The following is a 24,988-nucleotide window of genomic DNA, read 5'->3' on the forward strand; positions in this document are numbered from 1 at the left end:
TCGCGTGCGTAATCCTTTACGCACGCCCTATCTTGGACTGATGGTGTCGACGGCGGCACCGGTCAGGGTGGGAAGTCGTGGTGAAGAAGGCGTCCGTCACGCTGCACGAGGTGGCAGCCGCCGCCGGTGTGTCCATCGCGACCGTCTCGCGAGCCCTCAACGGTAAGGACCGGGTGTCCGGTCGCACCGCGGAGCATGTGGCCGAGGTGGCCGAGCGACTCGGCTATCGGGTGAACCTCATCGGCCGCGGCCTGCGCGCCGGCACCGGCGCCACCATCGGGGTCGTGGTCCCGGTCATCAGCAACCCCTTCTACGGTGAACTCATCCACCGCCTCGAGGACCATCTGCAGCGCCGCGGCTTCGACCTCGTGATCGCGGACTCCCATGGCGAGGTCGACCGAGAACGCGACCGCCTCCGCATGTTGGTCGAGCGTCGCGTCGAGGGCATCTTCGTGGTCCCCTCCGACGCCGAGCTCTCGTTCGACGCCGTCGCTGACACCGCGCGAAGGGTTCCGCTCGTGCAGCTCGACCGTCGCGTGCTCGATCTTCCTGCCGACTTCGTAGGTGTCGACAACGACGCCGGCATCGATCTCGCCGTCGAGCACGTCACCGCCCGGGGCGCACACCGTGTGGTGCTCGTCTCGGGCAACGACGTCACCTCCGTGGGCCGTGAACGACGAGCGGCGTTCGAGGCCACGGTGCGCAGCCGATCGATGCCCCGCGAACAGAACATCTTCGGCGAGTACCTGCTCGCCTTCGGCGAGAGGGCTGCGGAGGAGCTGCTGGCGCGCGGCCCGCTTCCCGATGCGATCATCGCCGGCGACGACCTCGTCGCAGCCGGGGCCATCGCGGCGCTGAAACGCGCCGGAAAGAGCGTGCCCTCCGATGTGCAGGTCACCGGCTTCGACGGCACGATGCTCGCCGACGTATGCGAACCGCGGTTGACGACCGTGGTGCAGCCGTTCGACGAGCTCGCCCGGGAGGCGACCGAGGCGCTGGTGCGTCGAATGGACGATCCCGAGGCCCCGTACGTGCTCAGCCGCCTCGCGCCGAGTCTGCGTGTGGCCGAGTCGACGACGCTCGTCGCGCCGCGCTGAACGTCAGGCCAGTGCCGCGACAGCATCCGTCACCAGGTTCCAGAACTTCGGCACGTCGAGGGTGATCGCGACGTCGGTGTTCGGCTCCTTGCCCAGCATGTCGTGCAGATCGACGCAGGTCGCGCCCGCCGTGAACTCACCCGAGGTCTCGATGTCGACGTGGCAGCGCTGGATCGATGCGACGGCGCGGTCGATCGCGATCGCCACGGTGATGGGATCGTGCAGAGGGCCTTCGGGCATTCCCTCCGCCTTCTCGTAGGTGCTGCAGAAGAAGCGCAGCAGCTCCACGCCGAAGGCCGCTGTCTCGTTGCCGACCGCACCGATCCGCCGGATCACCTCTTCGGTGATCAGCGCCTGATGGGAGATGTTGAGCCCGACCATCGTCAGCGGCAGCCCGGAGGCGAACACGACCGCTGCGGCTTCCGGGTCGGCCCAGGCGTTGAACTCCGGGTACGCGCCGACGTTGCCGCGGCCGGTCGAGCCGCCCATCCAGATGATCTCCTTGATCTGGGGCGCGACCTCCGGGTGCTGCTGCAGCAGGAGCGCGATGTTGGTGAGGGGGCCGGTCGGGATCAGCGTGATCGGCTCCGGTGAGGCGGCGAGAGTGTCGGCGAGGAACTCGACCGCGTGACGGGGGTCCAGCGGCACCGTGGGCTCCGGGAGGGCGGGCCCACCCAGGGCGTTCTCCCCATGGATCCATGCCCCGGGCGTCAACTCACGGGTGAGCGGCTTGTCGGCACCTGCGGCGACCGGCACGTTCTCGACACCGGCAACGGTGAGGGCGATCCGCGCGTTCCGGGTCGTGTGCTCGAGGTAGCCGTTGCCGCCGACAGTGGTCACCCCACGCAGGTCGATGGCGTCGTTTCCGGCTGCGAGCCAGATCGCGAAGACGTCGTCGTGACCCGGATCGCAGTCGAGAAGGACGGGAATGGTCATGGTGCTCCTTTGCAGATGTGCGTGCGTAAACGTTTACACTTTCTCACGGGAACGTCAAGTCGACCACGATGCCGACGTTCCCCGATACCGCCTCCTCGATCCGAAAGCTGCCGCCATGGTCACTCCCGCTCTTCCGTCTCTCGTCGTCGTCGGCAGTGCGAACGTCGACGTCACCGCGTTCGTCGATCGCCTCCCCACCGCAGGTGAGACCGTGGCGGGAGGACGACTCTCCCGCGATCTGGGCGGGAAGGGCGCGAATCAGGCCGTCGCCGCCGCGAAGCTCGGGGGACGGGTGCGCATGATCGGCGCCGTCGGCGATGACGCCGACGGGACCTGGACGCGAGAGGAGATGATCCGGGCCGGAGTGGACGTCGCCGATCTGCGGACCGTGGACGCACCCACCGGAACGGCCCTGATCGTGGTGGATTCCGACGCCGAGAACCAGATCGCGGTCTGCCCGGGAGCGAACGACCACGTGGCCCTCGACGGGGTGACCTTCCGAGAAGACGAGGCGGTGCTCATGCAGTTGGAGATCGCACTCGCCGTCGTCGAAGCGGTGGCCGCCACCGCCACCGGTTTCGTCGCGGTCAACGCCGCCCCCGCCCAGCCGTTGCCCGAAGCCCTGCTGCGTCGCGTTGACCTGTTCATCGTGAACGAGACCGAACGCGAGCTCATGCCCGAGCTCGCCGAAGCCGAGCTCGTCGCCGTCACCTACGGGGCGGCCGGGGCGGCGTTGTACCGCCGGGGCGAGGAGATCGCACGGGCCGACGGCGTCCGTGCGGAGGCCGTGAACACCGTCGGCGCGGGCGATGCGTTCTGTGCGGCTCTCGTGCTCGCGCTTCGCGCCGGACATTCGCCGGCCGACGCGCTTGGGGCCGCCTGTGCGGTCGGATCCGCGGCCGTGTCGCACCTCTCGTCGCAGCCGCCGCTCGCGCACCTGAACCGGTATCTGCCCGTGCGGTGAGGGGGCTGACCGCACCTCCGGCGCCGGCCCCGTGGGCGCCGGCGTCCACGGGGCTGATCCAAAAGAAGAAGGCCCGGCTTCCTCAACGGAACCGGGCCATTCTCACACTCGGATCGGATCAACTTCCGATACGCACCTACTGTGCGCGAGGGGGGACTTGAACCCCCACGTCCTTACGGACACTGGCACCTGAAGCCAGCGCGTCTACCATTCCGCCACTCGCGCGAGTGTCTCGTTCCGAAGAACTCAACTTCCCAAAGATATCATGCGTTTTCGGCCTCGTTGCACATGCCTGGAGGGTCATCGGCGGCGTTCCCCCAGGACACCTGGCTACGATGTGTCTACCAGTCGGCATGCCAGAGGAGCCCAGTGGGACTACTTGACAGCTTTGAGAAGGGTCTCGAACGCGCAGTTAACAGCGCGTTCGCCAAGACCTTCCGCAGCGGCATCCAGCCAGTGGAGATCGCTTCGGCGCTGCGGCGCGAAGCCGACACGAAGGCTGCGGTCGTCAGCCGCGACCGCATCATCGCCCCCAACAGCTTCGTCGTGCGCCTCAGCGCCGACGACGCCGAACGGATGCGCGGGCTCGGTGGCGCCCTCACGGACGAGCTGCACGCTCTTCTCACCGCGCACGCCAAGTCCCAGGGATACAGCTTCTCCGGACCGCTCTCCATCACTCTCGAGGCCGATGAGAAGGTCGCCACCGGCACGGTGCGTGTGAGCTCGGGAACGGTCGAAGGTCGTGTGTCCTGGCAGGCCGTGGTCGACGTCGACGGTCGTCGTCACTCGATCTCCCGCGCCCGCACGGTGATCGGCCGCGGCTCGGATGCCGACATCACGATCGCCGACGCCGGTTCGAGTCGGAAGCACGCCGAGATCCTGTGGGATGGCGAGCGCGCCATGATGCGCGACCTCGGCTCCACCAACGGCACGAAGGTCAACGGCCAGAAGCTGCGCGAAGCCGCGCTCCCGAGCGACACCACCATCACGATCGGACGCACCGATCTGGTGTTCCGCATCGTGCCGGTCGCGTCACCCTCGCGTCCTGCACCCCGCGGCGACGACGCCACCCGAGCGTTCGGAGCCCTCGGGTGAGTGAACTGATCCTCCTTCTGCTCCGCATCGGGTTCCTCATCCTGATGTGGTTCTTCGTGTTCGGGGTCGTGTATTCGTTGCGTGCCGACCTGTTCGGCGTGCGAGTGCGCAAGCTCCCCGCAGAGGCGGCGGCAGGGTCGGCCGCCGCGCCGGTCGCAGCCCCCGCAGCACCGGTGGCGAAACCGGCATCCGCTCGCCCTTCCACCGGTCCGGCCACGGTCGCGACAGCCAAGCGGCTCGTGATCACCTCCGGCCCCAAAGCGGGCCTCGAGCTGCCGCTCAGCGCCGACTCCCTCACGATCGGCCGCTCCAGCGAGTCCGCTCTCGTGATCCGCGACGACTACACGTCCAGTCACCACGCGCGCCTGATGCTGCGCAGCGACAGCTGGGCGATCCAGGATCTCGACTCCACCAACGGCACCTTCGTCGCGGGCCAGCGCGTCTCCGGCTCGCCCGTCGCCCTCTCGCTCGGCACCCCGATCAAGGTGGGCGCCACGACCTTCGAGCTGCGAGCCTGACGCCGGCATGGTCTTCGAGGGCTCGAGCGTCGCGATCTCCCACACCGGGAAGGTCCGCTCCAACAACCAGGATTCCGGATACTCCGGTGCGAATCTCTTCGTCGTCGCCGACGGCATGGGCGGGCACGCCGGCGGAGACGTCGCCTCCAGCATCGCGATCCAGCGTCTGGAGCCCCTCGACCAGCCCTATGCGTCGACCGAAGACGCGCAGGCCTCGCTGCAGGCCGCCGCGACCACCGCAGCGGGCGACCTGATCCGCGCCGCGAAGGACCGCCCGGAACTCGCCGGCCTCGGCACCACGGTCAGCGCGATCATCATGGTCGACGAATACGCGGTGATCGGCCACATCGGCGACTCGCGCATCTACCTGTACCGCGACGGCGCACTGACGCAGATCACCGCCGACCACACCTTCGTGCAGCGTCTGGTCGATTCGGGCCGCATCACGCCGGAGGAGGCGCGCTACCACCCCCGCCGTTCCGTGCTCATGCGCGTGCTCAGCGACATGGACTCCGATCCCGAGCTCGACATGTTCGTGATGCACACGCAACCAGGCGACCGGTGGCTGCTCTGCTCCGACGGCCTCTCGGGCGTGGTCGACGAACCGCACATCCTCAAGGCCATGCAGCTCGGCCTCGCGCCCGGCCGCACTGCCGACAACCTCCTCAAGCAGGCTCTCGACGGCGGCGCGCCCGACAACGTCACGATCGTCCTCGTCGACGTGGGCGGGCAGCATCCGATCCACTCGGGCACGCCCACGATCGTCGGCTCGGCATCGAACCCCGACGGCGTCTACGTGCCTCCGGTCCGACCTCCGCGCGGCAACTGGCTGCACCCGGTGCGCCAGGCCGCGAACGAGCCGAGCCACTTCGAGCCGGCTCCCGAGTACCTCGAGGAGCTGATCGAGGAGGATCGCCGTCGCGCCAAGCGCCGTCGTCTCGGCTGGATCGCCGGTGCCCTCGTGGTGATCGTGATGCTCGGCGTCGCCGCCTTCGCCGCCTACAGCTGGACCCAGACGCGCTACTTCATCGGCGCCGACGAGGACAGCGTCGTGATCTTCCAAGGCGTGCAGCAGAACATCGGTCCGATCACGTTGTCGACTCCGGTCGAAGACACCGACATCCTCCTCGCGAATCTGCCGCCGTATCAGCGCGCCTCGGTCGAGCGCACGATCACCGCACGATCTCTGTCCGACGCGATGGCGATCGTCGACCGGCTCCGCGCCGGGGCCGACGCGAACACGATCGAGACCCCGCTGCCCACCCCCATGCCGACTCCTGTCGACACGCCGGCCGGGGGTGAGGGATGAGCACCGACGTCGCCGCCGACACCAGCGTCATCAAGGCGCTCAAGCGCATCCGGATGCCGCAGAACCAGCGCAATCGCGAGTTCTGGCTGCTGCTGTTCGCCTGCGCGATCAGCGGAGCCGCCCTCACGCTCGTGCAGCTGGGCGCACTGGGCGTGATCGACCCGATGATCCTGGCGATCGGCGGCGGTCTCGCCGCACTCGCATTCGCCCTGCATATCGTGCTCCGCTTCGTCGCCTCCGACGCCGACCCGTTCGTCGTGCCCATCGCGACCCTCCTCACCGGCCTCGGCATCGCGATGATCTATCGGATCGACATCGCCTTCGAGAACACCGGCTGGAACGCCTACTCGACCAAGCAGCTCGCGTGGACCGCGATCTCGCTCGCAGGTGCGATCGCGGTCGTCATCCTGTTGCGCAACTACCGCGTGCTGTTCCGCTACACCTACATCTTCGGCCTCGCCGGAATCCTGCTCCTGCTGCTGCCGTTCGTCCCCGGGCTGCGCATCCCCGATGCGAATGCGGCGGTCTGGGTGTCGCTCGGCGGTGCCTTCGCCTTCCAGCCGGGCGAGCTCGCCAAGATCTGCCTGGCGATCTTCTTCGCCGGCTATCTGGTGCGCACCCGCGAGAGTCTGACGTCGGTCGGCAAGCGGGTGCTGGGCATCACCTGGCCCCGTATGCGCGAGCTCGGACCTGTGCTCGTCGTCTGGCTCATCTCGCTGGGGATCATCGTGTTCCAGCGCGACCTCGGAACCGGAACCCTGATCTTCGGGATGTTCGTCGCGATGCTCTACGTCGCGACGGGGAAGACCAGCTGGGTGCTCATCGGCCTGGCCCTCGTGGTCGCCGGCGTGGCACTCGCGACGCAGATCCTCAGCTACGTGCAGGGACGCTTCATCAACTGGCTCTTCCTCTTCGACGCCGACCAGGTCGATCCCGACGGCGCCGGCTACCAGCCCATGCAGGGACTCTTCGGCCTCGCACGCGGCGGACTCATGGGCACCGGGTGGGGTCAGGGCCGTCCCGAGGTCACCCCGCTGGCCCACAGCGACTACATCATCACCAGCCTCGGCGAAGAGCTCGGCCTGATCGGGCTGTTCGCGATCCTCTGCCTCTACATGGTGTTCGTCAGCCGCGGCATGCGCATCGGCCTCGCGGGTCAGGACGATTTCGGAAAGCTGCTCGCCACCGGACTCTCGTTCACGATCGCTCTGCAGGTGTTCATCATGGTCGGCGGCGTGACCCGCCTCATCCCGCTGACGGGTCTGACCACTCCTTTCCTCGCCGCGGGTGGCTCCTCCCTCGTGGCCAACTGGCTCATCGTGGCGCTGTTGCTGCGCATCTCCGACGGTGTGCGCCGTCAGCCCCGGGTGGTGATCGGCTGACATGACCAAGGAACTCCGTCGCCTCAGCATCATCATGCTGTTCATGTTCATCGCCCTGTTCGCCGCGACCAGCTGGATCCAGGTCGTCGAGGCGGATGCGCTGGCCCAGAACAGCAACAACAAGCGCACGCGCCTCGACAGCTACGAGATCCAACGCGGATCGATCATCGTCGACGGGGTCGCGATCGCCAACTCGGTGCCGAGCGACGACCGGTACCAGTTCCAGCGCGTCTACACGGATGCGGCGCTGTGGGAACCGGTCACCGGTTACTTCAACCCCGCCTTGGGCTCGAGCACCGGCATCGAGAAGGCCATGAACGCCGAGCTCTCCGGCACGGGGTCGAACGCGTTCCTCGGCGAGGTCGAGCGCATCCTCTCCGGCCAGCCGCAGCGCGGATACAGCGTCGAGCTCTCTCTGAACACCGCGGCGCAGCGGGCTGCCTACGAAGCCCTCGGCGACCTCAAGGGCGCGGTCGTGGCCATGGACCCGAAAACCGGACGCATCCTCGCGATGGTCTCGACTCCCGGGTTCGACACCAACCTGATGGCGACGCATGATGCGAACGCTGCGAACGCGACCTACGATCAGCTGGTCGCCGACGCGAACAAGCCGTTGTCCAACCGGGCGATCGCCGGTGACCTGAACCCTCCCGGCTCGACGTTCAAGGTCGTGGTCGCGGCTGCGGCCTATGCAACTGGCAAATGGACTCCGGATTCCACGCTGCCCAACCCGATCGCGTATACCCTTCCCGGTTCGAGCAACCGCGTCTCCAACGCCTGGGGGGGCACGTGCGGTCCGGGGGAGACCGTCACGATCGCCGAGGCGATCCGTCTGAGCTGCAACATCCCGATGGCCGAGCTGGCCGTAGAGCTCGGTGACGACACCATCCGCGAGATGGCGGACAAGCTGGGCTTCAACCAGTCGTTCGACACGCCGCTCACGTCGACGCCGTCGAGCTACCCGCGCGGCCTCGACGACGCCCAGACCGCGCTGACCGGATTCGGTCAGGGAAAGGTCACGGCGACCCCGCTGCAGATGGCCATGGTCTCGTCCGGATTGGCGAACGACGGCATCGTGATGAACCCGCGGATGGTCGACGCCGTCATCGGCAACGACCTCTCGGTCATCAAGGCTTTCCAGGACAGTGAGTTCGGACGTGCGATGGATGCCGACGTGGCGAACAACGTGACCGCGGCGATGGTCGCGAGCGTCGCAACGGGCGCGGCCCAGGGTGCAAGAATAGACGGGATCGACGTGGCCGGTAAGACGGGCACCGCAGAGAACGGAAACAGGCCGCACACGTTGTGGTTCACCGGCTTCGCGCCGGCGAACGACCCCGCGGTCGCAGTAGCGGTCGTCGTCGAAGACGGCGGCGGACAGGGACAATCAGGCAGCGGCGACACCATCGCGGCTCCGATTGCGAAGAAGGTCATAGAGGCGGTGCTGGGCAGATGAGGCCGACGCAGGGTGTGTCGTTCGGTGGTCGTTACGAGCTGCAGTCGCGTATCGCGATCGGTGGCATGGGCGAGGTATGGGAGGCGACGGATCACGTCATCGGACGTACCGTCGCCATCAAGATCCTCAAGGACGAGTACATGGGGGACCCCGGGTTCCTCGAGCGTTTCCGTGCCGAGGCGCGGCACGCTGCTCTCGTCAACCATGAGGGCATCGCCAGCGTGTTCGACTACGGCGAGGAGAACGGCAGCGCCTACCTCGTCATGGAACTGGTGCCGGGCGAGGCACTCTCGACCGTGCTCGAGCGCGATGGTGCGCTGAGCGCCGACAAGACTCTCGACATCGTCGCCCAGACGGCTTCCGCGCTGCAGGCAGCCCACGCGGCCGGTCTCGTGCACCGCGACATCAAGCCGGGAAACCTGCTGATCACGCCCGACGGCCGGGTCAAGATCACCGACTTCGGCATCGCCCGCATCGCCGACCAGGTGCCTCTCACCGCGACCGGCCAGGTCATGGGCACGGTGCAGTACCTCTCGCCCGAGCAGGCGTCAGGTCACCCGGCATCGCCAGCGACCGACACCTACTCGCTCGGCATCGTCGCGTACGAGTGCCTGGCGGGCAAGCGTCCTTTCACGGGCGAGTCGCAGGTGGCCATCGCGATGGCGCAGATCAACGAGCAGCCGCCGCCCCTGCCTCCGACCGTCCCGATCCCGGTGCAGAACCTGGTCATGGCGATGATCGCCAAGAAGCCCAGCGATCGTCCCTCGTCGTCCGCGACGGTGGCACGAGCGGCCCAGGCCCTTCGCCGGGGCGATCTGAACTCCGCGGCCATCGCTGTGCCGGCGATCGCGACCGGTGGTATCGCCGGCGGCGAGGACGCGACCCGACTCCTGAATGCCTCCGGCGACGACGGCACCACGCGCATCCTTCCCACCACCGCTCAGCTTCCCACGGAGGAAGCCGTGGAAGAGGAGAAGAAGAAGAAGCGCAGCCCCTGGACCTGGCCGCTGATCGCTCTGATCGCGCTGCTGGTGATCGTGCTCGGCGGCACGGTGTGGGCGATGCTCGCGAACCAGGGCGGCGACGCCGACCCCACGGGGTCGCCGAGCAGCAAGCCGACCCAGACGCAGACGACTCCACCGCCGAACACCCCGACGCCGGAGGTGACGCGAGTGGATGTGACCGCCCTGAACCTGAACGGCATGGACTGCGGCGCGGCCACCTCCACGCTCAAGGGCGCCGGCTTCAACAGCGAGATCACCTGTGTCGACGGAGACCCGGCACCCAGCGATGAAGAGGTCGGAAAGGTCTACCGCGTGGCTCCCACCGGCAACGTGGAGACCACCCAGGCGATGACCCTCACGGTCTACACCGCTCGTGCCGGTCTGCCGACCCCGACCGACGCCCCGACCATCACGGGCAACCCTGTCGCCGGCTCGACGGTGACCATCTCCTGGGGCACCGGATTCACCTGCCCCAGCGGAACCACTCTCTCCGGCTACGTCGTGTCGGTCCAGAACGGCACCTTCGTCTCGGGCGGCCCGAACTTCCAGCCGACGCAGCGCAACACGCAGGTGAAGATCGCCGACGCCGCAGGACAGCAGCTCATCGTCAGCTACCAGGGCATGTGCTCCGGCGGCGACCAGCGCACCTCCGCCGCGTCTCCGCCGCTCTCGGTGACGATCACGGCGGCCACCGACCCCGGCGATGGGAACAGCGGCACCGACGGGTAATCTGTAGTTCCAGTTCAGCAAGCGTAGTTTCCAGGGGGGTCTTCCGTGTCCACAGAGCCACAAGTCATCGCGGGTCGGTACCGCGTCGACGAGCTCATCGGGCATGGCGGAATGGCGAAGGTGTACCGCGGGTACGACCTGACGCTCGGACGCGAGGTCGCGATCAAGATCCTCGATGCCGACCTTGCGCGCGACACCACCTTCCGTAACCGGTTCCGCCTCGAGGCCCAGGCGGCGTCGCGCATGTCGCATCCGTCGATCGTCCGCGTGTTCGACGCCGGCGACCCTTCGACGAGCGAGATCGGCTCCACGGAGCCGCCGTACATCGTGATGGAGCTCGTCAAGGGCACCCTCCTCAAGGACATCATCGCCGCCGGCCCGGTGCCGGCCACCGATGCGGTCCGCTACGTCGACGGAATCCTCGAGGCGCTCGACTACTCGCACCGCGCCGGTGTCGTGCATCGCGACATCAAGCCCGGCAACGTGATGGTCACCGACAAGGGTCAGGTCAAGGTGATGGACTTCGGCATCGCCCGAGCCGTCTCCGACTCGTCGTCGACCGTCGCCGAGACCACCCAGATCATCGGGACCGCCGCCTACTTCTCACCGGAGCAGGCGAAGGGCGAACCCGTCGATGCTCGTGCCGACCTCTACTCGACCGGTGTCGTGCTGTACGAGCTGCTCACGGGGCGGCAGCCGTTCCGTGGCGAGTCGCCGGTAGCGGTCGCCTATCAGCACGTCAGCGAGACTCCCGTTCCTCCCACCGAGGTCAATGAGGACGCCCCGCGGAATCTCGACCCGATCGTGCTCCGCGCGCTCGCCAAGGACCCGTACCAGCGCTATCCGGATGCCGCGCACTTCCGCGCGGCGCTCGATTCCGCGATGACGGGAAACGCTCCGACCCGCAAGGAGCTCGGTGCGCTGACCAGCGAGCTGTACGGGGCGAGCCCGCGGCAGGCGCAGGAGACCGCGCGATCGCTTCGCCAGTTGAGCACGGACACGACCATGACCAGAACCCAGTCCGGTCCTCCGGTCGCCTGGATCTGGGCGGGCGTGGCGCTGCTCGCCGTGTTGTTGGCCTCCGTGCTGTTCTGGGTGGTCACGATCAGCATGCGGCCCACTGAGGTGTCGAGCACGTCGCGCACCATCCCCAACCTCGTCAACGTGTCTTCGGAACGAGCACAGGACGACCTCGCCGCACTCGACCTCTCATCGAAGATCGTGATCGAGACGAGCTCCGAGGTGACGGAGGGGAACGTGATCCGCACCGACCCCGAAGCGGGAGTGTCGGTGGAAGAGGGTTCCACGATCACCCTGTACGTCTCCAAGGGCGAGGAGACCGTGGTGATGCCGAAGATCGAGGGGATGGCACTCGACGATGCCACGAAGGCCCTCACGGCGGCCGGCCTCGAACTCGGGACCGTCATCCAGCGCAACGACAAGGCCCTGGCGACGAACACGGTCATCTCCGCCAGCGAGAAGGCCGATGCGGAGTTGGATCCGGGAACCGTCGTCAATCTCGTCGTGGCCAGCGGCAAGGTCACGCTGACCGACCTCGTCGGCTGGACCGTCGATGCCGCCACGACAAACCTCACGGACCTCGGTCTGGTCGCTGTGCCGACGGAGACCGCGGAGTGCCCCGCGACGGAGCCGACCACGGTCCACTCGATGTCGGTGGCACCGGGTGACGTTCCGGTGGGCTCCTCGGTCCAGATCTTCTTCTGCACCGGATAGCACCGTCGGGCGTATGCCCCCGCCCGACGCTGTTCAGCGAGCGAGCGGGTGAAGTTCCTCAGCGCGCCCGACGGCGTTCTCGTCGCCGCACAGCTCCAGCCAGTTCGCCAGGAGCCGGTAGCCTCCCTCGGTGAGCACGCTCTCCGGATGGAACTGCACGCCCCAGAGGGGCTGATCGCGGTGAGCCAGAGCCATCACGGTTCCGTTCTCGGTCCAGGCGGTCACGACGACTTCGGAGGGCAGATCGGAGGCCGCCAGCGCGAGGGAGTGGTAGCGCCCGGCGTCGAACGGCGAAGGGATCCCGGTGAACAACGCGGAGCCGTCGTGCGTCACCGCCGAGACCATGCCGTGCATGAGCTCGGGCGCTGCGGCGACCGGAGCCCCGAACGCCTCGCCGATCGTCTGATGCCCGAGGCACACCCCGAGCGTCGGCACCCGCAGGCGGGCGGCGATGCGCACCGCGTCGAGCGACGCCCCCGCGTCGACGGGTGCACCGGGGCCCGGAGAGAGCATCAACGCGTCGTACTCGGGAAGGATCCGCTCCAGCTGAGCCGCATCCGTGGCATCGGATTCGATCATCACCGTGTGCGCGCCGAGCTCGCTCAGGTATCCGACCAGTGTGTGCACGAAGCTGTCGTGGTTGTCGACCACGAGAACTCGCGTCATTCGACGTCGACCTCACCGGGGGCGATGATCGGGCTCACCCAGGGGAACACGTACCAGAACAGGCCATAGAGCACGGCGGCGATGACGACCACGAGGATGAGCACACGCAGCCACCACGGTCCGGGCAGCAGGCGCCAGAGTGCGGCGTACATCAGTCTTCTCCCTTATGACGGTCCACGATCACACGGATGGTGCGGCCGGCGGGGGCGGCGGGTCGGTCAGCGCGGTCGGCGGTCCCTCGGCCCGCGGCTGGAAGCTCTCGAACACCCCGTAGGCGACGATGCGCTCCGCCAGCGAGTACAGAGGCGAGCAGGCGGTGAGGGTGATGTACTGCTCGCCGGTCTGCTGCTCCGGCATCTGCGGCACATCGGCGAGCACATCGGTCTGCGAGGGCTTCACGTACTCGAGCGTGCGGAAGCGGTAGGTGTACCAGCCGTCGGGCGTCTCGACGACGATCGCGTCGTTCAGCTGCAGCTTGTCGAGTTGGTTGAACGGCTTGCCCCACGTCGTGCGGTGCCCGGCCAGGGAGAAGTTTCCGACCTCGCCGGGCATCTTGGAGTTCGTATAGATTCCGATGCCCTGTTGATCGAGGGTGCGCGCACGGCTCGTGCCCCCGAAGATCCCGAAGTTGTACTCGGCTCCGAAACGGGGGATGTGCATCTGGCCGAACCACTGCGCGTCGGCCGGGGCTGCGGGCACGGGTGGGATGTAGGTGGAGGTGCCGTCTTCGTCCTCGACGACCGGGGGGAGCGCGGGTGCCTCCGCCTGCGCGAGGGCTTGGGAGACGGCGGCACCCTCGTCGTTCTTCTGTGCACTGATGATGATGTCGCCGATCCACATCTGCCAGGCCACGAAGAGGAGAACGACCACGCCTGCCGTCAGAAGGAGCTCGCCGAGTACGCTCGCGAACGTCGCACGGGAGCGTGGTCGCTGCCGGCGCGGACGTCGCCCCCCAGGCGCGACGGATGCAGTCATGCGGTGATCATATCCGGGAACGCTGGGCGGATGCCGTGGCGTCACCGTCTCGCCCTCTGTCCCAGGGCCTGCTCGACCTCGTCCGAGACAGGTCTCATGGGTACAATGACGGAATGGCACGTGACCGCAAGACTGAAGAACCCGCCGTCGAGCGCGCTGAAGGCGACGCCGCTCCCAACGCCGTGTGGTTCAAGCCGGTGATGATCGGGTTCATGCTCCTGGGTCTCGCCTGGATCCTGGTGTTCTACATCTCCGGCATGCAGTACCCGATCCCGGGTCTCTCCAATTGGAACCTGGCGATCGGACTCGGTATCGCGCTGATCGGATTCCTGATGACCACCCGCTGGCGCTGACGCCTCACTCCTTCTTCCAGAAAGGCCCTCTCGCCATGCGAGAGGGCCTTTCTCATGTCAGTAGCGAAGTACGACTCACGTAAGGGAACGGCCCCGTTCCCGCCCCACAAGCCACCCAGAGCGAAAGTTATCCACAGCCCTCTCCACAGCCTGGGGAGAATTACACCGTTGTTATTCACAGGGGTTAACAACCCTGTTAACAACTCTGGATCAGGACAAAAGGATGAGCGGCGGCACGAACGCCACCACGACGATCAACAGGACGACCAGAGCGGAGAGCAGCACGATCTGCAGGGTGCGCTGGTCTCGTCGCTTCGTCTTGACGTAGATGAACGCCACCAGGGCTCCGATGAGCAGGCCGCCGAGATGTGCCTGCCAGGAGATCCGTCCGCCGCCGAATACCAGGCCGTAGACGAAGTTGATGCCGAGGATCACGAGAAGACCCGTGACGTTGGCACCGAGGTGTCGACCGACGATGAGTAGAGCGGCCATCATGCCGAAGATCGCGCCGGAGGCACCGACGGTCGAGGTCAGCGGCGCGAGCACCGCCACCATGACCGAGCCGCCGAGACCACTGATGAGGTAGAGAGCGAGGAAGCGAACGCGACCGAGCATGGGCTCGAGGCTCTGTCCGAGCATCCACAGGGCCAGCATGTTGAGCGCGAGGTGGATGAAGCCGCCATGGGCGAAGATCGCGGTCAGCAATCGCCAGGGCTCGAAGGGCAGCGGCGACAGGTTCGGATACAGATACGGCGCCGCGAAGAGCAGTTGGCCGGTGATCTGCTCGCCGATACCAGGGATCAGCTGCAGCAGTCCGATGAACGACGTGACCGCGAGCAGCGCGTAGGTCACCACCGGCTTGCCGCTGCGAGCCATCGCCATGCTCGCTCCACCGCTGCCGCCCCAACGACGGGCCGCCTTCTTCTGGGCTGGGGTGCGGTTCTTGCGGTCGGCGTTCATGCACTCCGGGCAGATGACGCCGACGGGCGCCTGCGTCTGGCACTCGGGGCAGATGGTGCGCATGCACCGTTGGCAGAGCACGAAGCTCTGCCGATCCGGATGCCGGTAGCAGAAGTTGTCGCGATTGCTCGTGAACTCAGGCGTGGTCATCCGGATCGGCCGCAGCTGTCGTCAGGCCGCGACGATGTCGATCGACTGCAGCACGACCGGCTCGACGGGACGGTCGCCCGCACCGGTCTGCACGGCGCCGATCGCGTCGACGACGGCCTTGGAAGCGTCATCGGCGACCTCGCCGAAGATCGTGTGCTTGCCCTGCAGCCACGGCGTCGGGTCGGTGGTGATGAAGAACTGCGAACCGTTGGTGCCCTCGGGCTTGCCGGTGATGGCGTTGCGGCGGAGACCGGCGTTGGCCATGGCGAGGATGTAGGGCTCGTTGAAGTTGAGCTCCATGTTGATCTCGTCGTCGAAGTTGTAGCCGGGGCCCCCGACACCCTGTCCGAGCGGGTCGCCGCCCTGGATCATGAAGTTCGGGATGATGCGGTGGAAGATGACGTCCTTGTAGAGGGGTCCCTCGCCGGGCTTGCCGGTGGCGGGATCGGTCCACTCCTGGGTGCCGTCGGCGAGGCCGACGAAGTTCTTGACCGTCTTCGGGGCGTGGTCACCGAAGAGGTTGATGACGATGTCACCGTGGTTGGTGTGCAGGGTTGCGACATGAGAAGCGTGAGCCATGTCCTCATTCTCGCAGAGCTTCCGGTGAGTTGGCCGTGGTATCTACCCCTCATGAGGCGAAGAAGCAAGGGCCGGGCGATTCCCGCCCGGCTTCCAGCCTCTCGTGGCAAGATGGGGAACCCGTACTCCAATGGACAGGAGAGCATCGTGAGCCTCAGCCGCAAGCGGAAGAAGGAACTGCGTCGTCTTCAGAACGACGCGAACCAGCTCTGGGAGAACCAGCAGGTGCTCGTCGGTCACGCCGCCGATGTCGCCCGTGAGGCCGGCCGTCAGCTCGGCAACCTCAATCGTGAGCAGGTCGTGCCGGTCATCCAGGACACGTACAACCGCCGTGTCGCCCCGGTCGTCGATCGTGGCGTGAAGATCGGCAAGCACGTCGTCGACGACAAGTTCGTCCCGATCGTGGGCGGAGTTGTCGGTTCGGCACTCAGCGCGTGGGACGTCGCCAACGCCAAGCGCCACGGCGTCGCCGTGCAGGTGCGCAAGGCGACCAAGCCGCAGAAGTCGGGACCGGGCCTCGGCTCCGTCATCGCGATCATCCTCGGCGCTGCTGCGGCCGTCGGTGTGCTCTACGCCGCGTGGCAGACTCTGCGCGCCGACGATGAGCTCTGGGTCGCGGACGACCCGCTCGCCGCACCCGACGCGTGACCCCGTCTGATCCCGCCTCCGTCGCCTCCGGTGACGGAGGCGATCAGCATGCACGGGTGCGGGACGCGGCGGCCGCTCGAGGGCTCGACATCGAGATCCGTGAACGTCCCGCCGCCGGCAGCCTGTTCGAGGCGGCCGAGCTCCTCGGCATCCCTCCGTCGGGCATCGTGAAGACCCTCGTGGTGAAGCGGTCCGATGACACCTTCCTGTTCGCCCTGGTACCCGGCGGCCGCTCGATCTCCTGGCCGAAGCTGCGCGCGCTGGTCGGGGTGAACAAGTTGCGATTGCCGGAGCCCGCATTGGCGCTCGCGGCCACCGGTTACGAACGCGGAACCATCGTGCCGATCGGCAGCACCACGGACTGGCCGATCTACGCCGACGAGTCGATCGTCGGTCAGCGCATCGCCATGGGCGCAGGAGCCCACGGATACAGCCTGTTCGTCGACGCCGACGACCTGCTCGCGGCCTACGGCGCCACCGTCGCCGACATCTCCGTCCCCGAAGAGCGCTGATCCCGGGCGGCGGCGCAGCTCCTGTCAGAGGATGCCGGCCATCCGCAAGGCGATGTCGACCAGCTTGACGCGCTGCAGCTCGGCAACCGCCTTCAGGGGGAACCACTCCGCCATGTCGGTCGAGCCGCCGGTCTCGAAGCGCAGTTTGCCGCCCGTGACCTCGGCCCGATACAGGATCCGCAGGGTATGCAGCGGATCTGCAGCCTTCTGCACGCGTCGACCGGCGGGGATCACCCGCGAGTGGATGCCGAGGAGTTCACCGACCTTGACCGTGTAACCGGTCTCCTCGCGCAGCTCACGACGCACGGCATCCTCCGGAGACTCTCCCGCTTCGAGTCCGCCGCCCGGCATCGTCCATGCCACCCGGCGACCCTCGGTCCAGCGCGCCAGCAGCAACCGCCCGTCGTCATCGGTGACGACCGCGTACGCCGCCACACGCAGGTCCATGGATCACACACTATCCGTCGGCGACGACAGTCGATGACCGTGCGTCCTGCCGAGATCGATCATGAATCGAGAAGCGCATCGCCACCCGGCGTCCGTAGTGTGATCTGCACACCGGACGCACGTCGAGAGGACCGATCATGGCCGAGAAAGAGAAGAACTTCAGCGCTGAGGAACGCGAGGCCATGCAGGCCGCCGCGAAGGAGGCCCGCACCCGGCGCTCCCGCGCGAAGAAGTCCCCGGAAGAGCTTCGAGCGGCGGGAGAGGCCGACATCAAGGAGGCGATCGAGAAGCTCACTCCCGAAGACCAGGCGCTGTCGAAGAAGCTGCACGCCCTGGTCTCGGAGGTCGCCCCGGAGCTCGTACCGCGCACCTACTACGGAATGCCGGCATGGGGCCGCGACGGCAAGGTGCTCTGCTTCTTCCAGCCGGCCAGTAAATTCAAGGTGCGCTACGGCACGTTCGGGTTCGAGCCCATCTCGAACCTCGACGACGGCACCGTCTGGCCTACTGCCTACGCGGTGACCGACCTCACGAAGGCCGATCTGGAGTTCCTCGCCGAGCGCATCCGCGTCGCCATCAGCTGACCACCGCGGAGGGGGAGCGGCTGAACGACCGCGCCCCCTCCGTTCAGCCGTCGATGATCTGCGGCATTGCGACCGGGGCGAGTCGCTCAGCCCCGACCGTGCGCGCGGAGCGGATCGAACCGCGAATCGGATGCCCTGCGAGCACGCGCGCAGTAGCGTGGAGCCCGTGAGCACATTGCCCTTCCCCGCTTCCGTGTACGCCGCCCGCCTCAGCCGTGCCGCATCCCTCGCTGCCGAGGCCGGGCTCGACGCCATCATCGTGGGTCCGGGTCCCGATCTGCAGTATCTGGTGGGCGTCGAAGGCGACACCATCGAACGACTCACTGCGCTGGTCATCGGCCCCGACGTCGCGCCGACGATCGTGGTCCCGCGGATGGAACTCGCGAAGGTGCGCACCACGGCGGTCGGAGAGCTCGCACTCGCCGTCGCCGACTGGGTCGACGGCGAAGACCCGTACGCACTGATCACCGCATCCGTCGGCACCGTGTCGCGCGTCGGCGTCTCCGATGCCCTCCCCGCCCTGCACGTGATCCCGATCGGTGAGCGACTGGGTGTGCGTCTCGAACTCGCGACGCCCGTGCTCCGCGAGGGCCGCATGGTCAAGGACGCCGAGGAGATCACCGAGCTTCGCCGCGCCGGAGAGGCGATCGATGCGGTGCACCGCCGCGTGCACGAGTGGCTTCGGGCCGGACGCACCGAGCGCGCGGTCGCCGCCGACATCGCCGATGCCATCGTCGCCGAAGGACACCGCACGGTGGAGTTCGTCATCGTAGGATCCGGCCCGAACGGCGCCGATCCGCACCACGAGGTCTCGGACCGCGTGATCGAGGACGGCGACATCGTGGTGGTCGACATCGGAGGGGCAGTGCCGAGCGGTTACAACTCCGACAGCACCAGGACCTACGTCGCCGGCACTCCCGACCCCGCTGCCGCCGAGCGCATCGCGGTGCTCGTACGCGCTCAGCAGGCAGCAGTGGACGCCGTGCGTCCTGGCGCCACCGCGGCGGAGGTGGATGCTGCGGCGCGAAACGTTCTCGCCGACGCCGGGCTGGGTGAGGCGTTCCTGCACCGCACCGGCCATGGCATCGGCGTCTCGGTGCACGAGGAGCCGTACATCGCTCCGGGCAACGACCTGGTGCTTCGCGAGGGCATGGCATTCAGCATCGAGCCAGGTATCTATTTCGCCGGCTCCTGGGGTGCCCGCATCGAGGACATCGTGGTCGTGACCGCGGTCGGCGGCGAGCGGTTGAATCTCGCGCCACATGAGTTGACCTCGGTAGGCCAGGGCTGAGGCGCGTCGAGCGCTCACCGCGATAGCATCGGCCCATGCGCCGCCGCCGCAAGGTCTCTTCCGCCACCGCGTCGCCGGCGACCCGTGCCCGCTATGCCAAGCGCCGACAGAACCGGCTCGCCCGCGTCGACAACGACCTCACCGACGAGCAGTGGTACGACTTGATGGATGCCTGGGGCGGGTGCGCGTACTGCGGTGGGGACGGTGCCGCCCTGCAACGCGACTGCATCCAACCCGTGTCGCGCGGCGGCCGCTACACGCTCGAGAACGTCGTCCCGGCGTGCGCCTCGTGCAACGCGAGCAAGCACAACGACGAGGTCACCGGCTGGCTGCGGCGCAAGAAGCTCGACGAACGCACGTTCCTGGTTCGTCACGCCGCGATCCTGCGGAGCCTTCGACCCGTCGAGTGAACCTCCGCACCACTTCGTTACTCTCGAGTCATGACGACGATCGCACCGATCACGACCGAGGACCGTGCCGAGTGGGACGACCTGTGGAGCGGCTATCTGTCCTTCTATGAGGAAGCCCTCGACCCCGCGACCACGGATGCCACCTTCGAACGCCTCATCGACGCCGATTCCGGCGTCCATGGCGCGCTCGCCCGCGACGAGAGCGGCACCGCAGTGGGGATCGTCCACTGGTTGACGCACCCCTCGACGTGGGCGACGACGGACTACTGCTACCTCGAAGACCTGTTCGTCGCACCCGGCGTGCGCGGTGGCGGGGTCGGCCGGGCTCTGATCGCGCACGTCCGCGCATGGGCTGAGCAGCAGGGCGCGGCGAAGGTCTACTGGCTCACGGCCGAGACGAACACCACCGCGCGCGGACTCTACGACCGCCTCGCCGCCCGCTCGGGGATGATCCACTACGAGATCGACCTCGAGACGGGCACCGAGGCCTGACGAGCTTCAGCCTTCGCGCACACTCAGCTTCTGCGTGATCATGGCACGGGCGTACTGGGACGCCGCGATGTAGTGACCGACGATCCCGATCAGGAACAGCAGGAACGACATCCCGACGATCCAGCTCAGCGATTCCAGACCCGACTCACTCAGCGCACTGCCGAGGAGGACGCCGAGGAGTCCGACGAAGATCAGAGCCGTCCGGACCTTCCCGACCATCGTGACCGGGACTGCCGGGTTTCCTCGGAAGAAGAGCAGGGCGGCCGATCCGAGCAGGACGTCGGGGATGAGCAGCAGCACGAGCGTCTCCCACGGGATGAGATGCCCGAGCGTGAAGGCGACGGCCGTGACGACCACCGTGATCCGGTCGGCGACCGGATCGAGCCAGGTGCCGAGGGCGGAGACGCTGTTCGTCCGCCGCGCGAGCCAACCGTCGAGCCAATCCGTCAGGAAGACCAGGCCGATGACGACCAGCGCGGCCCACAGCATCCTGGCGGTGATCAGCCAGAGGAACACCGGCAGCAGGAGCAGGCGGATCCCGGTGATGAGGTTGGGCCACGTGCGCCATTCGTCTTCACGGAAGAGACGGTCGACGACGGTGGGCTGGATGGGCGCAGCATCATCGGTCGCATCGACGGCGCGTGCGAGCGACCGGGTGCGGATGAATCGCACCACGAAGAAGACGATGACGCCGGCGACCACGACGAGGAGCAGCACGTTGCTGATCGGTCCCAGCGCCTTGGTGACGGCGTCGAGGGATGCCCTCAACAGGAACCCGACGCTGACGTAGATCGCAGCCCAGGTCGCTGCTCCGGCGAGCGAGGCGAGCAGGAACGACGGGTACCTCACCTTCGCGACGCCCGCAGCAGCCGGGGTCAACGTGCGAACGACAGGGACGAGTCGTGTGAGGAAGACGGCGATCGCACCGCGCCGGTGGAGGATCTCGACGGCCCGATCCCATCGATCGATCCCGAGTCGCTTGACCAGTTTGAGGTCACGCATGCCGACGCCGAAGTGTCGCCCGAGGAGATAGCCGACGTGGTCTCCCGCGCTTCCCGCGACGACGACCACGAGGAACATCACCACCACCGCCCAGACGTCGGAGAGCGAAGCGGAGAGGAAGACGACGATCGTCTCACCGGGCAGGAAGAAGCCGAGGCCCAAGCCGTTCTCGAGGAAGGCGAACAATCCGCCGAGGGCCCAGACCAGAGGGTCGGGAAGGGCTGATGCGGTCGTCCTCACCCATTCGAGGATGTCCATGTGTCTCCTGAGTCTTGCGAGCTGGAGCCGGCCCTGCCATGTGCGGGGGCGACATTGATCTGAAGCAGCTCAGCACGAGGCAAGCTCTACATGGGTAACACGCTACGTGAAGTATTCACTCCCTCGCGTCGTCCACCGGGACGATTCGCGTCCCCCCGTGGGCGGAGATGCACAACCAGGCAGACGCGATGGGTCGACACCCGCCTCAACAGAAGAAGCCCCCGGCCGGGGGCCGGGGGCTTCTCGATCCTGTGGAGCCTAGGAGATTCGAACTCCTGACATCCTGCTTGCAAAGCAGGCGCTCTACCAACTGAGCTAAGGCCCCGTGAGGGATTTTCTTGAGTTAAGGAGTGGGGCTACCAGGACTTGAACCTGGGACCTCTTCATTATCAGTGAAGCGCTCTAACCGCCTGAGCTATAGCCCCGTCAACCTCCAAGACTTTACCGGAGAAATACGGAAAATCCGAATCGAGGGGGAGCACCCGGGAGTGTCCTCCCCCTCGAGCGTGTTCAGCGGCCCGGTCGGATGGTCGCGGTGCCGGCCGACAGCGAGACCTCGATCGTCCTCCGCGCGCTCGAAGCCTCGTCGACCTCGGCATTCAGCGTGCCCGCGCTGATCTCCTGAGAGATCGCGTACTCCACGTCGGGAACGGTCAGATCGAGGGTGCCGGCGCTCACGTCGATCGCCGTCCGGGTCGGGGGAGTACCCGTGAGCTCGACCGTGAGATCGCCGGCGGAGACGCCGAGGTCCGCCTGGGAGACGCCGTCGAGGAGGATGTCGGCGCGGCCGGCGCTCATCTGCACATCGAGTTCCTTCGCGGCCCCTTCGACGTCGAGCGCTCCGGCGTTGACGCTGACGTCGAGCACACCGAAGTCGCCGTTCACGTCGAGGCTGCCCGCATCGAGGTTCAGGTCGGCGTCGAGTCCTGCGTCGCGAAGACTTTCCGGGAGCGTGAGCACGGCGATCTCCTCATCACCGAACCAGCCGCCGAGCCACCACCCGAAGACTCCTTGTGGACTCCGGACGACCAGCTCGTCGCCATCGCGCTCGAACGTCCACGGTGTACCGCGCCCGTTCGTGATGGCGAGTGCGGCCTCGTCGACGTCGCCGAACTCGATCCGCATGCTGCTGGCATCGGCGGCGAGGTCGATGCTGTCCAGCCCGTCGACGTCCACGCTCTGCACGGAGTCCGGACGACTCGACGACACGATGGTCCCGGCCGCCGCGGCAGCAGCCGTGCCGCCGGCCCCGAGAAGCGCGATCCCCCCGACCACCGCGGTCACCACCATGACCGCGGTCGCCCCTGGGGTGCGCCCGTTGGTCGGCGCGGAAGGAGTGGACGCGCCTGTAGAAGGCGCGGCAGGAGAGGACGGACCCGCCTGCGGGGCCGTTCCTTGGGGCGGGGAGGGCGGCGGCGGGGTGAGTGGGGCGTGCTCGCCCGGGGTGCCGTTGTTGTCGGTGGTCATCGTGCCACTCCTGTCTGGCCTGTCGGCGGCGTCGGGCCGCCGGTGTTCTCGATGTGTGCGAGGGCGGCGAGCACGCGACGGTTTCCCGCCTCGTCCTGCTCGAAGCCCAACTTCTGGAAGATGGAGGTGATGTGCTTCTCGACACTCGCCTCGGAGAGGAACAGCAGCCCCGCGATCGCCTGGTTCGACTTGCCCTCGGCGATCAGTGCGAGCACGGTGCGCTCGCGTTCCGTGAGCCGCAGCATTCGATCGTCGCGGTTGCGGCGGGTCAGCAGCTGGGCGACGACCTCGGGGTCGAGCACGGTGGCGCCCTCGGAGATCCGCTGCACCGAGGCGAGGAACTCGGAGACGTCGGCGACCCGATCCTTGAGCAGGTAGCCGAGGGGCCCACCCTGCGCCGCGATCAGATCCGACGCATACCGCTCTTCGACGTACTGCGAGAGCACCAGGATCGCGAGAGACGGATGCGTCGAGCGCAGACCGAGAGCGGCCCGGATGCCTTCATCGGTGAACGTCGGGGGGAGACGCACGTCCAGGATGCACAGGTCGGGGGTCGTAGTGGCGACGGCCTGGTCGAGACCCTCGATGTCGGGGAGGGCGGCGACCACCTCATGGCCGGCGTCTTCGAGCAGACGGACCAGGCCCTCGCGCAGGAGGACCGAGTCCTCGCAGATCAGGATGCGCACGGTACGTTCACCTCCAGGCTGGTCGGTCCGCCCTGCGGACTGTCGAGGCGGAAGGTTCCCCCTGCGGCCAGGATGCGATTCGCGATGCCGTCGAGCCCGCCGCCGGGCTGCACCTGAGCGCCGCCGATGCCGTTGTCCTCGACGCGTGCCCAGAGCGTGTTGCCCTCTCGAATCCGCACGATCACGCGGGCTTCGCTGGCTCTCGAGTGCTTCGCCGCGTTGGTCAGCGACTCGGCGATCGAGAAGTACACGGCAGCCTCGGCCTCGCGACTGCATCGCCCGTCCATGCGCACATCCAGGTGCACGGGAATGTGCGAGCGTCCGGCGAGTGCCGACAGTGCAGCGTCGAGGCCTCTGTCATCGAGCACCGAGGCGTGGATGCCCCGAGCCAGCTGACGCAGCTCGGTGATGGCCGCCTTGGTCGAGGTGTGCGCCTCGTTGATGAGCTCCTTCGCGGCCTCGGGATCGTTGTCGATCTTCTGCTGCGCGAGGCCGAGCGTCATGCCGACCGACACGAGTCGGGGCTGGACACCGTCGTGCAGGTCGCGCTCGATGCGGGTGCGCTCCACGTCGGCGGCGCGCACGGCGCCCTCCCGCTGCGCGGTCGAGGTGCGCACGCGCTCGGTGAGCTCGGTCTCCTTGCTGCGGATCACGATCGCGAGCGAGAGCGTGCGGTGCAGCAGCGCCAAGCCGATCGTCCCGACGACGCAGGCCGCGATTCCCAAGATGCCGATCAGCGGCGCCCATGCGACGGGGATGCCTCCCCCACCGAACGGTCCCATGACCGAATCCGCCGCGGTGAGGGGAGCGAACGAGATGATGATCGACCACACCAGACCCCAGAACAGGCGAAGCACCACCCAGCCGAGAAGCGCCGAGATGGCGAAGTTCGCGACCGCGCGCCACATGCGCCCGTCGATGGCCTGGCGGCCGAGAGCTCGCAACCAACCGACGAAGCCGGGACGGTCGCGCGGCTGCAGACGCAGCGGTGCGATCGGCGTGCGGTACAGCGCACCGACACGAGCGACTTCGAACCAGCCCACACCGTAGAGCGCGTAGACCAGTCCCACCAGCATGATGAGCCCGATACCGGCGGCGAAGAGAAGTCCGAGGCCCGTGCCGAGGAGCCCGCCGAGCATGCCGAAGATGGCACCACCGAGGATGCCGACACCTGCCAGATGCAGGATCGTGAGGAAGATGCGCAACGGCGGCTTCACCGCCGTTGCGGGAGTCGGAGTCGCAGTCTGAGTGGTCATGGTTCCAAGGTACGGCGGGCCGGATGGG

Annotated in this window: 27 protein-coding genes and 3 tRNA genes; 16 read left to right on the plus strand and 14 right to left on the minus strand. The window is 67.4% G+C overall.

Annotated elements, in window-relative coordinates; genetic code table 11:
• The first annotated feature begins 80 nt into the window (after nt 1-80).
• Nucleotides 81-1,097 carry a LacI family DNA-binding transcriptional regulator gene (locus DW307_RS06585; protein ID WP_029259485.1) on the plus strand — a complete coding sequence of 339 codons (1,017 nt, stop codon included), beginning with the start codon at nt 81-83 and terminating at the stop codon, nt 1,095-1,097.
• A gap of 3 nt (nt 1,098-1,100) precedes the next feature.
• Here the strand turns inward: DW307_RS06585 and DW307_RS06590 are convergent, their stop codons facing one another.
• The gene (locus DW307_RS06590) at nt 1,101-2,033 is read right to left on the minus strand and encodes a nucleoside hydrolase (RefSeq protein WP_029268164.1); all 933 of its coding nucleotides are present in this window, start codon (nt 2,031-2,033) and stop codon (nt 1,101-1,103) included.
• A gap of 115 nt (nt 2,034-2,148) precedes the next feature.
• On the opposite strand from DW307_RS06590, the gene DW307_RS06595 reads away from it, so the two are divergent.
• Nucleotides 2,149-2,997, plus strand: coding sequence for a ribokinase (locus tag DW307_RS06595; RefSeq protein WP_136024351.1), 849 nt, complete (start codon nt 2,149-2,151; stop codon nt 2,995-2,997).
• Nucleotides 2,998-3,139: 142 nt separating this feature from the next.
• On the opposite strand, the gene DW307_RS06600 is transcribed toward DW307_RS06595, so the two are convergent.
• Nucleotides 3,140-3,222: transfer RNA gene (locus DW307_RS06600), tRNA-Leu, on the minus strand.
• Between the two features lie 144 nt (nt 3,223-3,366).
• On the opposite strand from DW307_RS06600, the gene DW307_RS06605 reads away from it, so the two are divergent.
• Genes DW307_RS06605 through pknB form a run of 7 tightly spaced genes read left to right on the plus strand, consistent with a single transcriptional unit; the run spans nt 3,367 to nt 12,224 of the window.
• Complete coding sequence (locus tag DW307_RS06605) at nt 3,367-4,092, plus strand: FhaA domain-containing protein (RefSeq protein WP_029259482.1); 726 nt, start codon at nt 3,367-3,369, stop codon at nt 4,090-4,092.
• A complete protein-coding gene (locus DW307_RS06610) occupies nt 4,089-4,610 on the plus strand; it encodes an FHA domain-containing protein FhaB/FipA (protein ID WP_136024352.1) in 522 nt (173 codons plus the stop codon). Before DW307_RS06605 ends, DW307_RS06610 begins: the two co-directional genes overlap by 4 nt.
• 7 nt (nt 4,611-4,617) lie before the next feature.
• Complete coding sequence (locus DW307_RS06615; RefSeq protein WP_136024353.1) at nt 4,618-5,919, plus strand: PP2C family protein-serine/threonine phosphatase; 1,302 nt, start codon at nt 4,618-4,620, stop codon at nt 5,917-5,919.
• The gene (locus DW307_RS06620; RefSeq protein WP_021201358.1) at nt 5,916-7,301 is read left to right on the plus strand and encodes an FtsW/RodA/SpoVE family cell cycle protein; all 1,386 of its coding nucleotides are present in this window, start codon (nt 5,916-5,918) and stop codon (nt 7,299-7,301) included. Before DW307_RS06615 ends, DW307_RS06620 begins: the two co-directional genes overlap by 4 nt.
• 1 nt (nt 7,302) lies before the next feature.
• On the plus strand, nt 7,303-8,757 hold the full coding sequence (locus tag DW307_RS06625; protein ID WP_029259481.1) for a peptidoglycan D,D-transpeptidase FtsI family protein: 1,455 nt from the start codon (nt 7,303-7,305) through the stop codon (nt 8,755-8,757).
• The gene (locus DW307_RS06630; RefSeq protein WP_240750537.1) at nt 8,754-10,490 is read left to right on the plus strand and encodes a protein kinase domain-containing protein; all 1,737 of its coding nucleotides are present in this window, start codon (nt 8,754-8,756) and stop codon (nt 10,488-10,490) included. The genes DW307_RS06625 and DW307_RS06630 overlap by 4 nt, the downstream gene beginning before the upstream one ends.
• A gap of 45 nt (nt 10,491-10,535) precedes the next feature.
• Nucleotides 10,536-12,224, plus strand: a complete 1,689-nt coding sequence (gene pknB, locus DW307_RS06635; protein ID WP_029259479.1) for a Stk1 family PASTA domain-containing Ser/Thr kinase — start codon at nt 10,536-10,538, stop codon at nt 12,222-12,224.
• Between the two features lie 33 nt (nt 12,225-12,257).
• On the opposite strand, the gene DW307_RS06640 is transcribed toward pknB, so the two are convergent.
• Genes DW307_RS06640 through DW307_RS06650 form a run of 3 tightly spaced genes read right to left on the minus strand, consistent with a single transcriptional unit; the run spans nt 12,258 to nt 13,865 of the window.
• Nucleotides 12,258-12,890: an anthranilate synthase component II gene (locus tag DW307_RS06640; protein WP_029259478.1), complete on the minus strand. Its 633-nt coding sequence runs from the start codon at nt 12,888-12,890 to the stop codon at nt 12,258-12,260.
• Nucleotides 12,887-13,042 (minus strand): hypothetical protein, encoded by a 156-nt coding sequence (locus DW307_RS06645; protein WP_021201363.1) that lies wholly within the window; start codon nt 13,040-13,042, stop codon nt 12,887-12,889. Before DW307_RS06645 ends, DW307_RS06640 begins: the two co-directional genes overlap by 4 nt.
• A 28-nt stretch (nt 13,043-13,070) precedes the next feature.
• Complete coding sequence (locus tag DW307_RS06650) at nt 13,071-13,865, minus strand: class E sortase (protein WP_029268154.1); 795 nt, start codon at nt 13,863-13,865, stop codon at nt 13,071-13,073.
• A 113-nt stretch (nt 13,866-13,978) separates the two neighbouring features.
• Between DW307_RS06650 and DW307_RS06655 the strand changes: the two genes are divergently transcribed.
• The gene (locus DW307_RS06655; protein ID WP_021201365.1) at nt 13,979-14,218 is read left to right on the plus strand and encodes a cell division protein CrgA; all 240 of its coding nucleotides are present in this window, start codon (nt 13,979-13,981) and stop codon (nt 14,216-14,218) included.
• A gap of 210 nt (nt 14,219-14,428) precedes the next feature.
• Here DW307_RS06655 and DW307_RS06660 read toward each other — a convergent pair whose 3' ends face one another.
• Together DW307_RS06660 and DW307_RS06665 are read right to left on the minus strand one after the other, a co-directional pair.
• A complete protein-coding gene (locus DW307_RS06660) occupies nt 14,429-15,328 on the minus strand; it encodes a rhomboid family intramembrane serine protease (protein WP_021201366.1) in 900 nt (299 codons plus the stop codon).
• Between the two features lie 21 nt (nt 15,329-15,349).
• Nucleotides 15,350-15,907: a peptidylprolyl isomerase gene (locus DW307_RS06665; RefSeq protein ID WP_021201367.1), complete on the minus strand. Its 558-nt coding sequence runs from the start codon at nt 15,905-15,907 to the stop codon at nt 15,350-15,352.
• Between the two features lie 147 nt (nt 15,908-16,054).
• Here DW307_RS06665 and DW307_RS06670 point away from each other — a divergent pair, with 147 nt between their 5' ends.
• Together DW307_RS06670 and DW307_RS06675 are read left to right on the plus strand one after the other, a co-directional pair.
• Nucleotides 16,055-16,555 (plus strand): hypothetical protein, encoded by a 501-nt coding sequence (locus tag DW307_RS06670; RefSeq protein ID WP_029259475.1) that lies wholly within the window; start codon nt 16,055-16,057, stop codon nt 16,553-16,555.
• A gap of 56 nt (nt 16,556-16,611) precedes the next feature.
• Nucleotides 16,612-17,067, plus strand: a complete 456-nt coding sequence (locus tag DW307_RS06675) for an aminoacyl-tRNA deacylase (protein ID WP_029268152.1) — start codon at nt 16,612-16,614, stop codon at nt 17,065-17,067.
• Between the two features lie 24 nt (nt 17,068-17,091).
• Here DW307_RS06675 and DW307_RS06680 read toward each other — a convergent pair whose 3' ends face one another.
• Nucleotides 17,092-17,514 carry an NUDIX hydrolase gene (locus DW307_RS06680; protein WP_021201370.1) on the minus strand — a complete coding sequence of 141 codons (423 nt, stop codon included), beginning with the start codon at nt 17,512-17,514 and terminating at the stop codon, nt 17,092-17,094.
• A 137-nt stretch (nt 17,515-17,651) separates the two neighbouring features.
• Between DW307_RS06680 and DW307_RS06685 the strand changes: the two genes are divergently transcribed.
• The 4 genes from DW307_RS06685 (at nt 17,652) to DW307_RS06700 (ending at nt 20,291) form a co-directional block, all read left to right on the plus strand.
• On the plus strand, nt 17,652-18,098 hold the full coding sequence (locus DW307_RS06685) for a hypothetical protein (RefSeq protein WP_021201371.1): 447 nt from the start codon (nt 17,652-17,654) through the stop codon (nt 18,096-18,098).
• A 166-nt stretch (nt 18,099-18,264) separates the two neighbouring features.
• Nucleotides 18,265-19,389, plus strand: coding sequence for a M24 family metallopeptidase (locus tag DW307_RS06690; RefSeq protein ID WP_205810411.1), 1,125 nt, complete (start codon nt 18,265-18,267; stop codon nt 19,387-19,389).
• A gap of 35 nt (nt 19,390-19,424) precedes the next feature.
• Nucleotides 19,425-19,799, plus strand: a complete 375-nt coding sequence (locus tag DW307_RS06695; RefSeq protein WP_136024355.1) for an HNH endonuclease — start codon at nt 19,425-19,427, stop codon at nt 19,797-19,799.
• Nucleotides 19,800-19,829: 30 nt separating this feature from the next.
• Nucleotides 19,830-20,291 (plus strand): GNAT family N-acetyltransferase, encoded by a 462-nt coding sequence (locus DW307_RS06700; protein WP_136024356.1) that lies wholly within the window; start codon nt 19,830-19,832, stop codon nt 20,289-20,291.
• A gap of 6 nt (nt 20,292-20,297) precedes the next feature.
• Here the strand turns inward: DW307_RS06700 and DW307_RS06705 are convergent, their stop codons facing one another.
• The 6 genes from DW307_RS06705 to DW307_RS06730 all read right to left on the minus strand — a co-directional run bounded on the left by DW307_RS06705 (nt 20,298) and on the right by DW307_RS06730 (nt 24,960).
• On the minus strand, nt 20,298-21,551 hold the full coding sequence (locus DW307_RS06705; RefSeq protein WP_136024357.1) for a CDP-alcohol phosphatidyltransferase family protein: 1,254 nt from the start codon (nt 21,549-21,551) through the stop codon (nt 20,298-20,300).
• A 252-nt stretch (nt 21,552-21,803) separates the two neighbouring features.
• A tRNA-Ala gene (locus tag DW307_RS06710) sits at nt 21,804-21,876 on the minus strand.
• A gap of 26 nt (nt 21,877-21,902) precedes the next feature.
• Nucleotides 21,903-21,976: transfer RNA gene (locus DW307_RS06715), tRNA-Ile, on the minus strand.
• Nucleotides 21,977-22,061: 85 nt separating this feature from the next.
• On the minus strand, nt 22,062-23,018 hold the full coding sequence (locus tag DW307_RS06720) for a DUF4097 domain-containing protein (protein WP_136024358.1): 957 nt from the start codon (nt 23,016-23,018) through the stop codon (nt 22,062-22,064).
• The gene (locus DW307_RS06725) at nt 23,015-23,704 is read right to left on the minus strand and encodes a LuxR C-terminal-related transcriptional regulator (protein ID WP_029259469.1); all 690 of its coding nucleotides are present in this window, start codon (nt 23,702-23,704) and stop codon (nt 23,015-23,017) included. The genes DW307_RS06720 and DW307_RS06725 overlap by 4 nt, the downstream gene beginning before the upstream one ends.
• Nucleotides 23,692-24,960, minus strand: coding sequence for a sensor histidine kinase (locus DW307_RS06730; protein ID WP_029259468.1), 1,269 nt, complete (start codon nt 24,958-24,960; stop codon nt 23,692-23,694). The genes DW307_RS06725 and DW307_RS06730 overlap by 13 nt, the downstream gene beginning before the upstream one ends.
• Between the last annotated feature and the right edge of the window lie 28 nt (nt 24,961-24,988).

This window comes from Microbacterium sp. K27 (assembly GCF_004794435.1).
GTDB classification, from domain to species: domain Bacteria; phylum Actinomycetota; class Actinomycetes; order Actinomycetales; family Microbacteriaceae; genus Microbacterium; species Microbacterium maritypicum_A.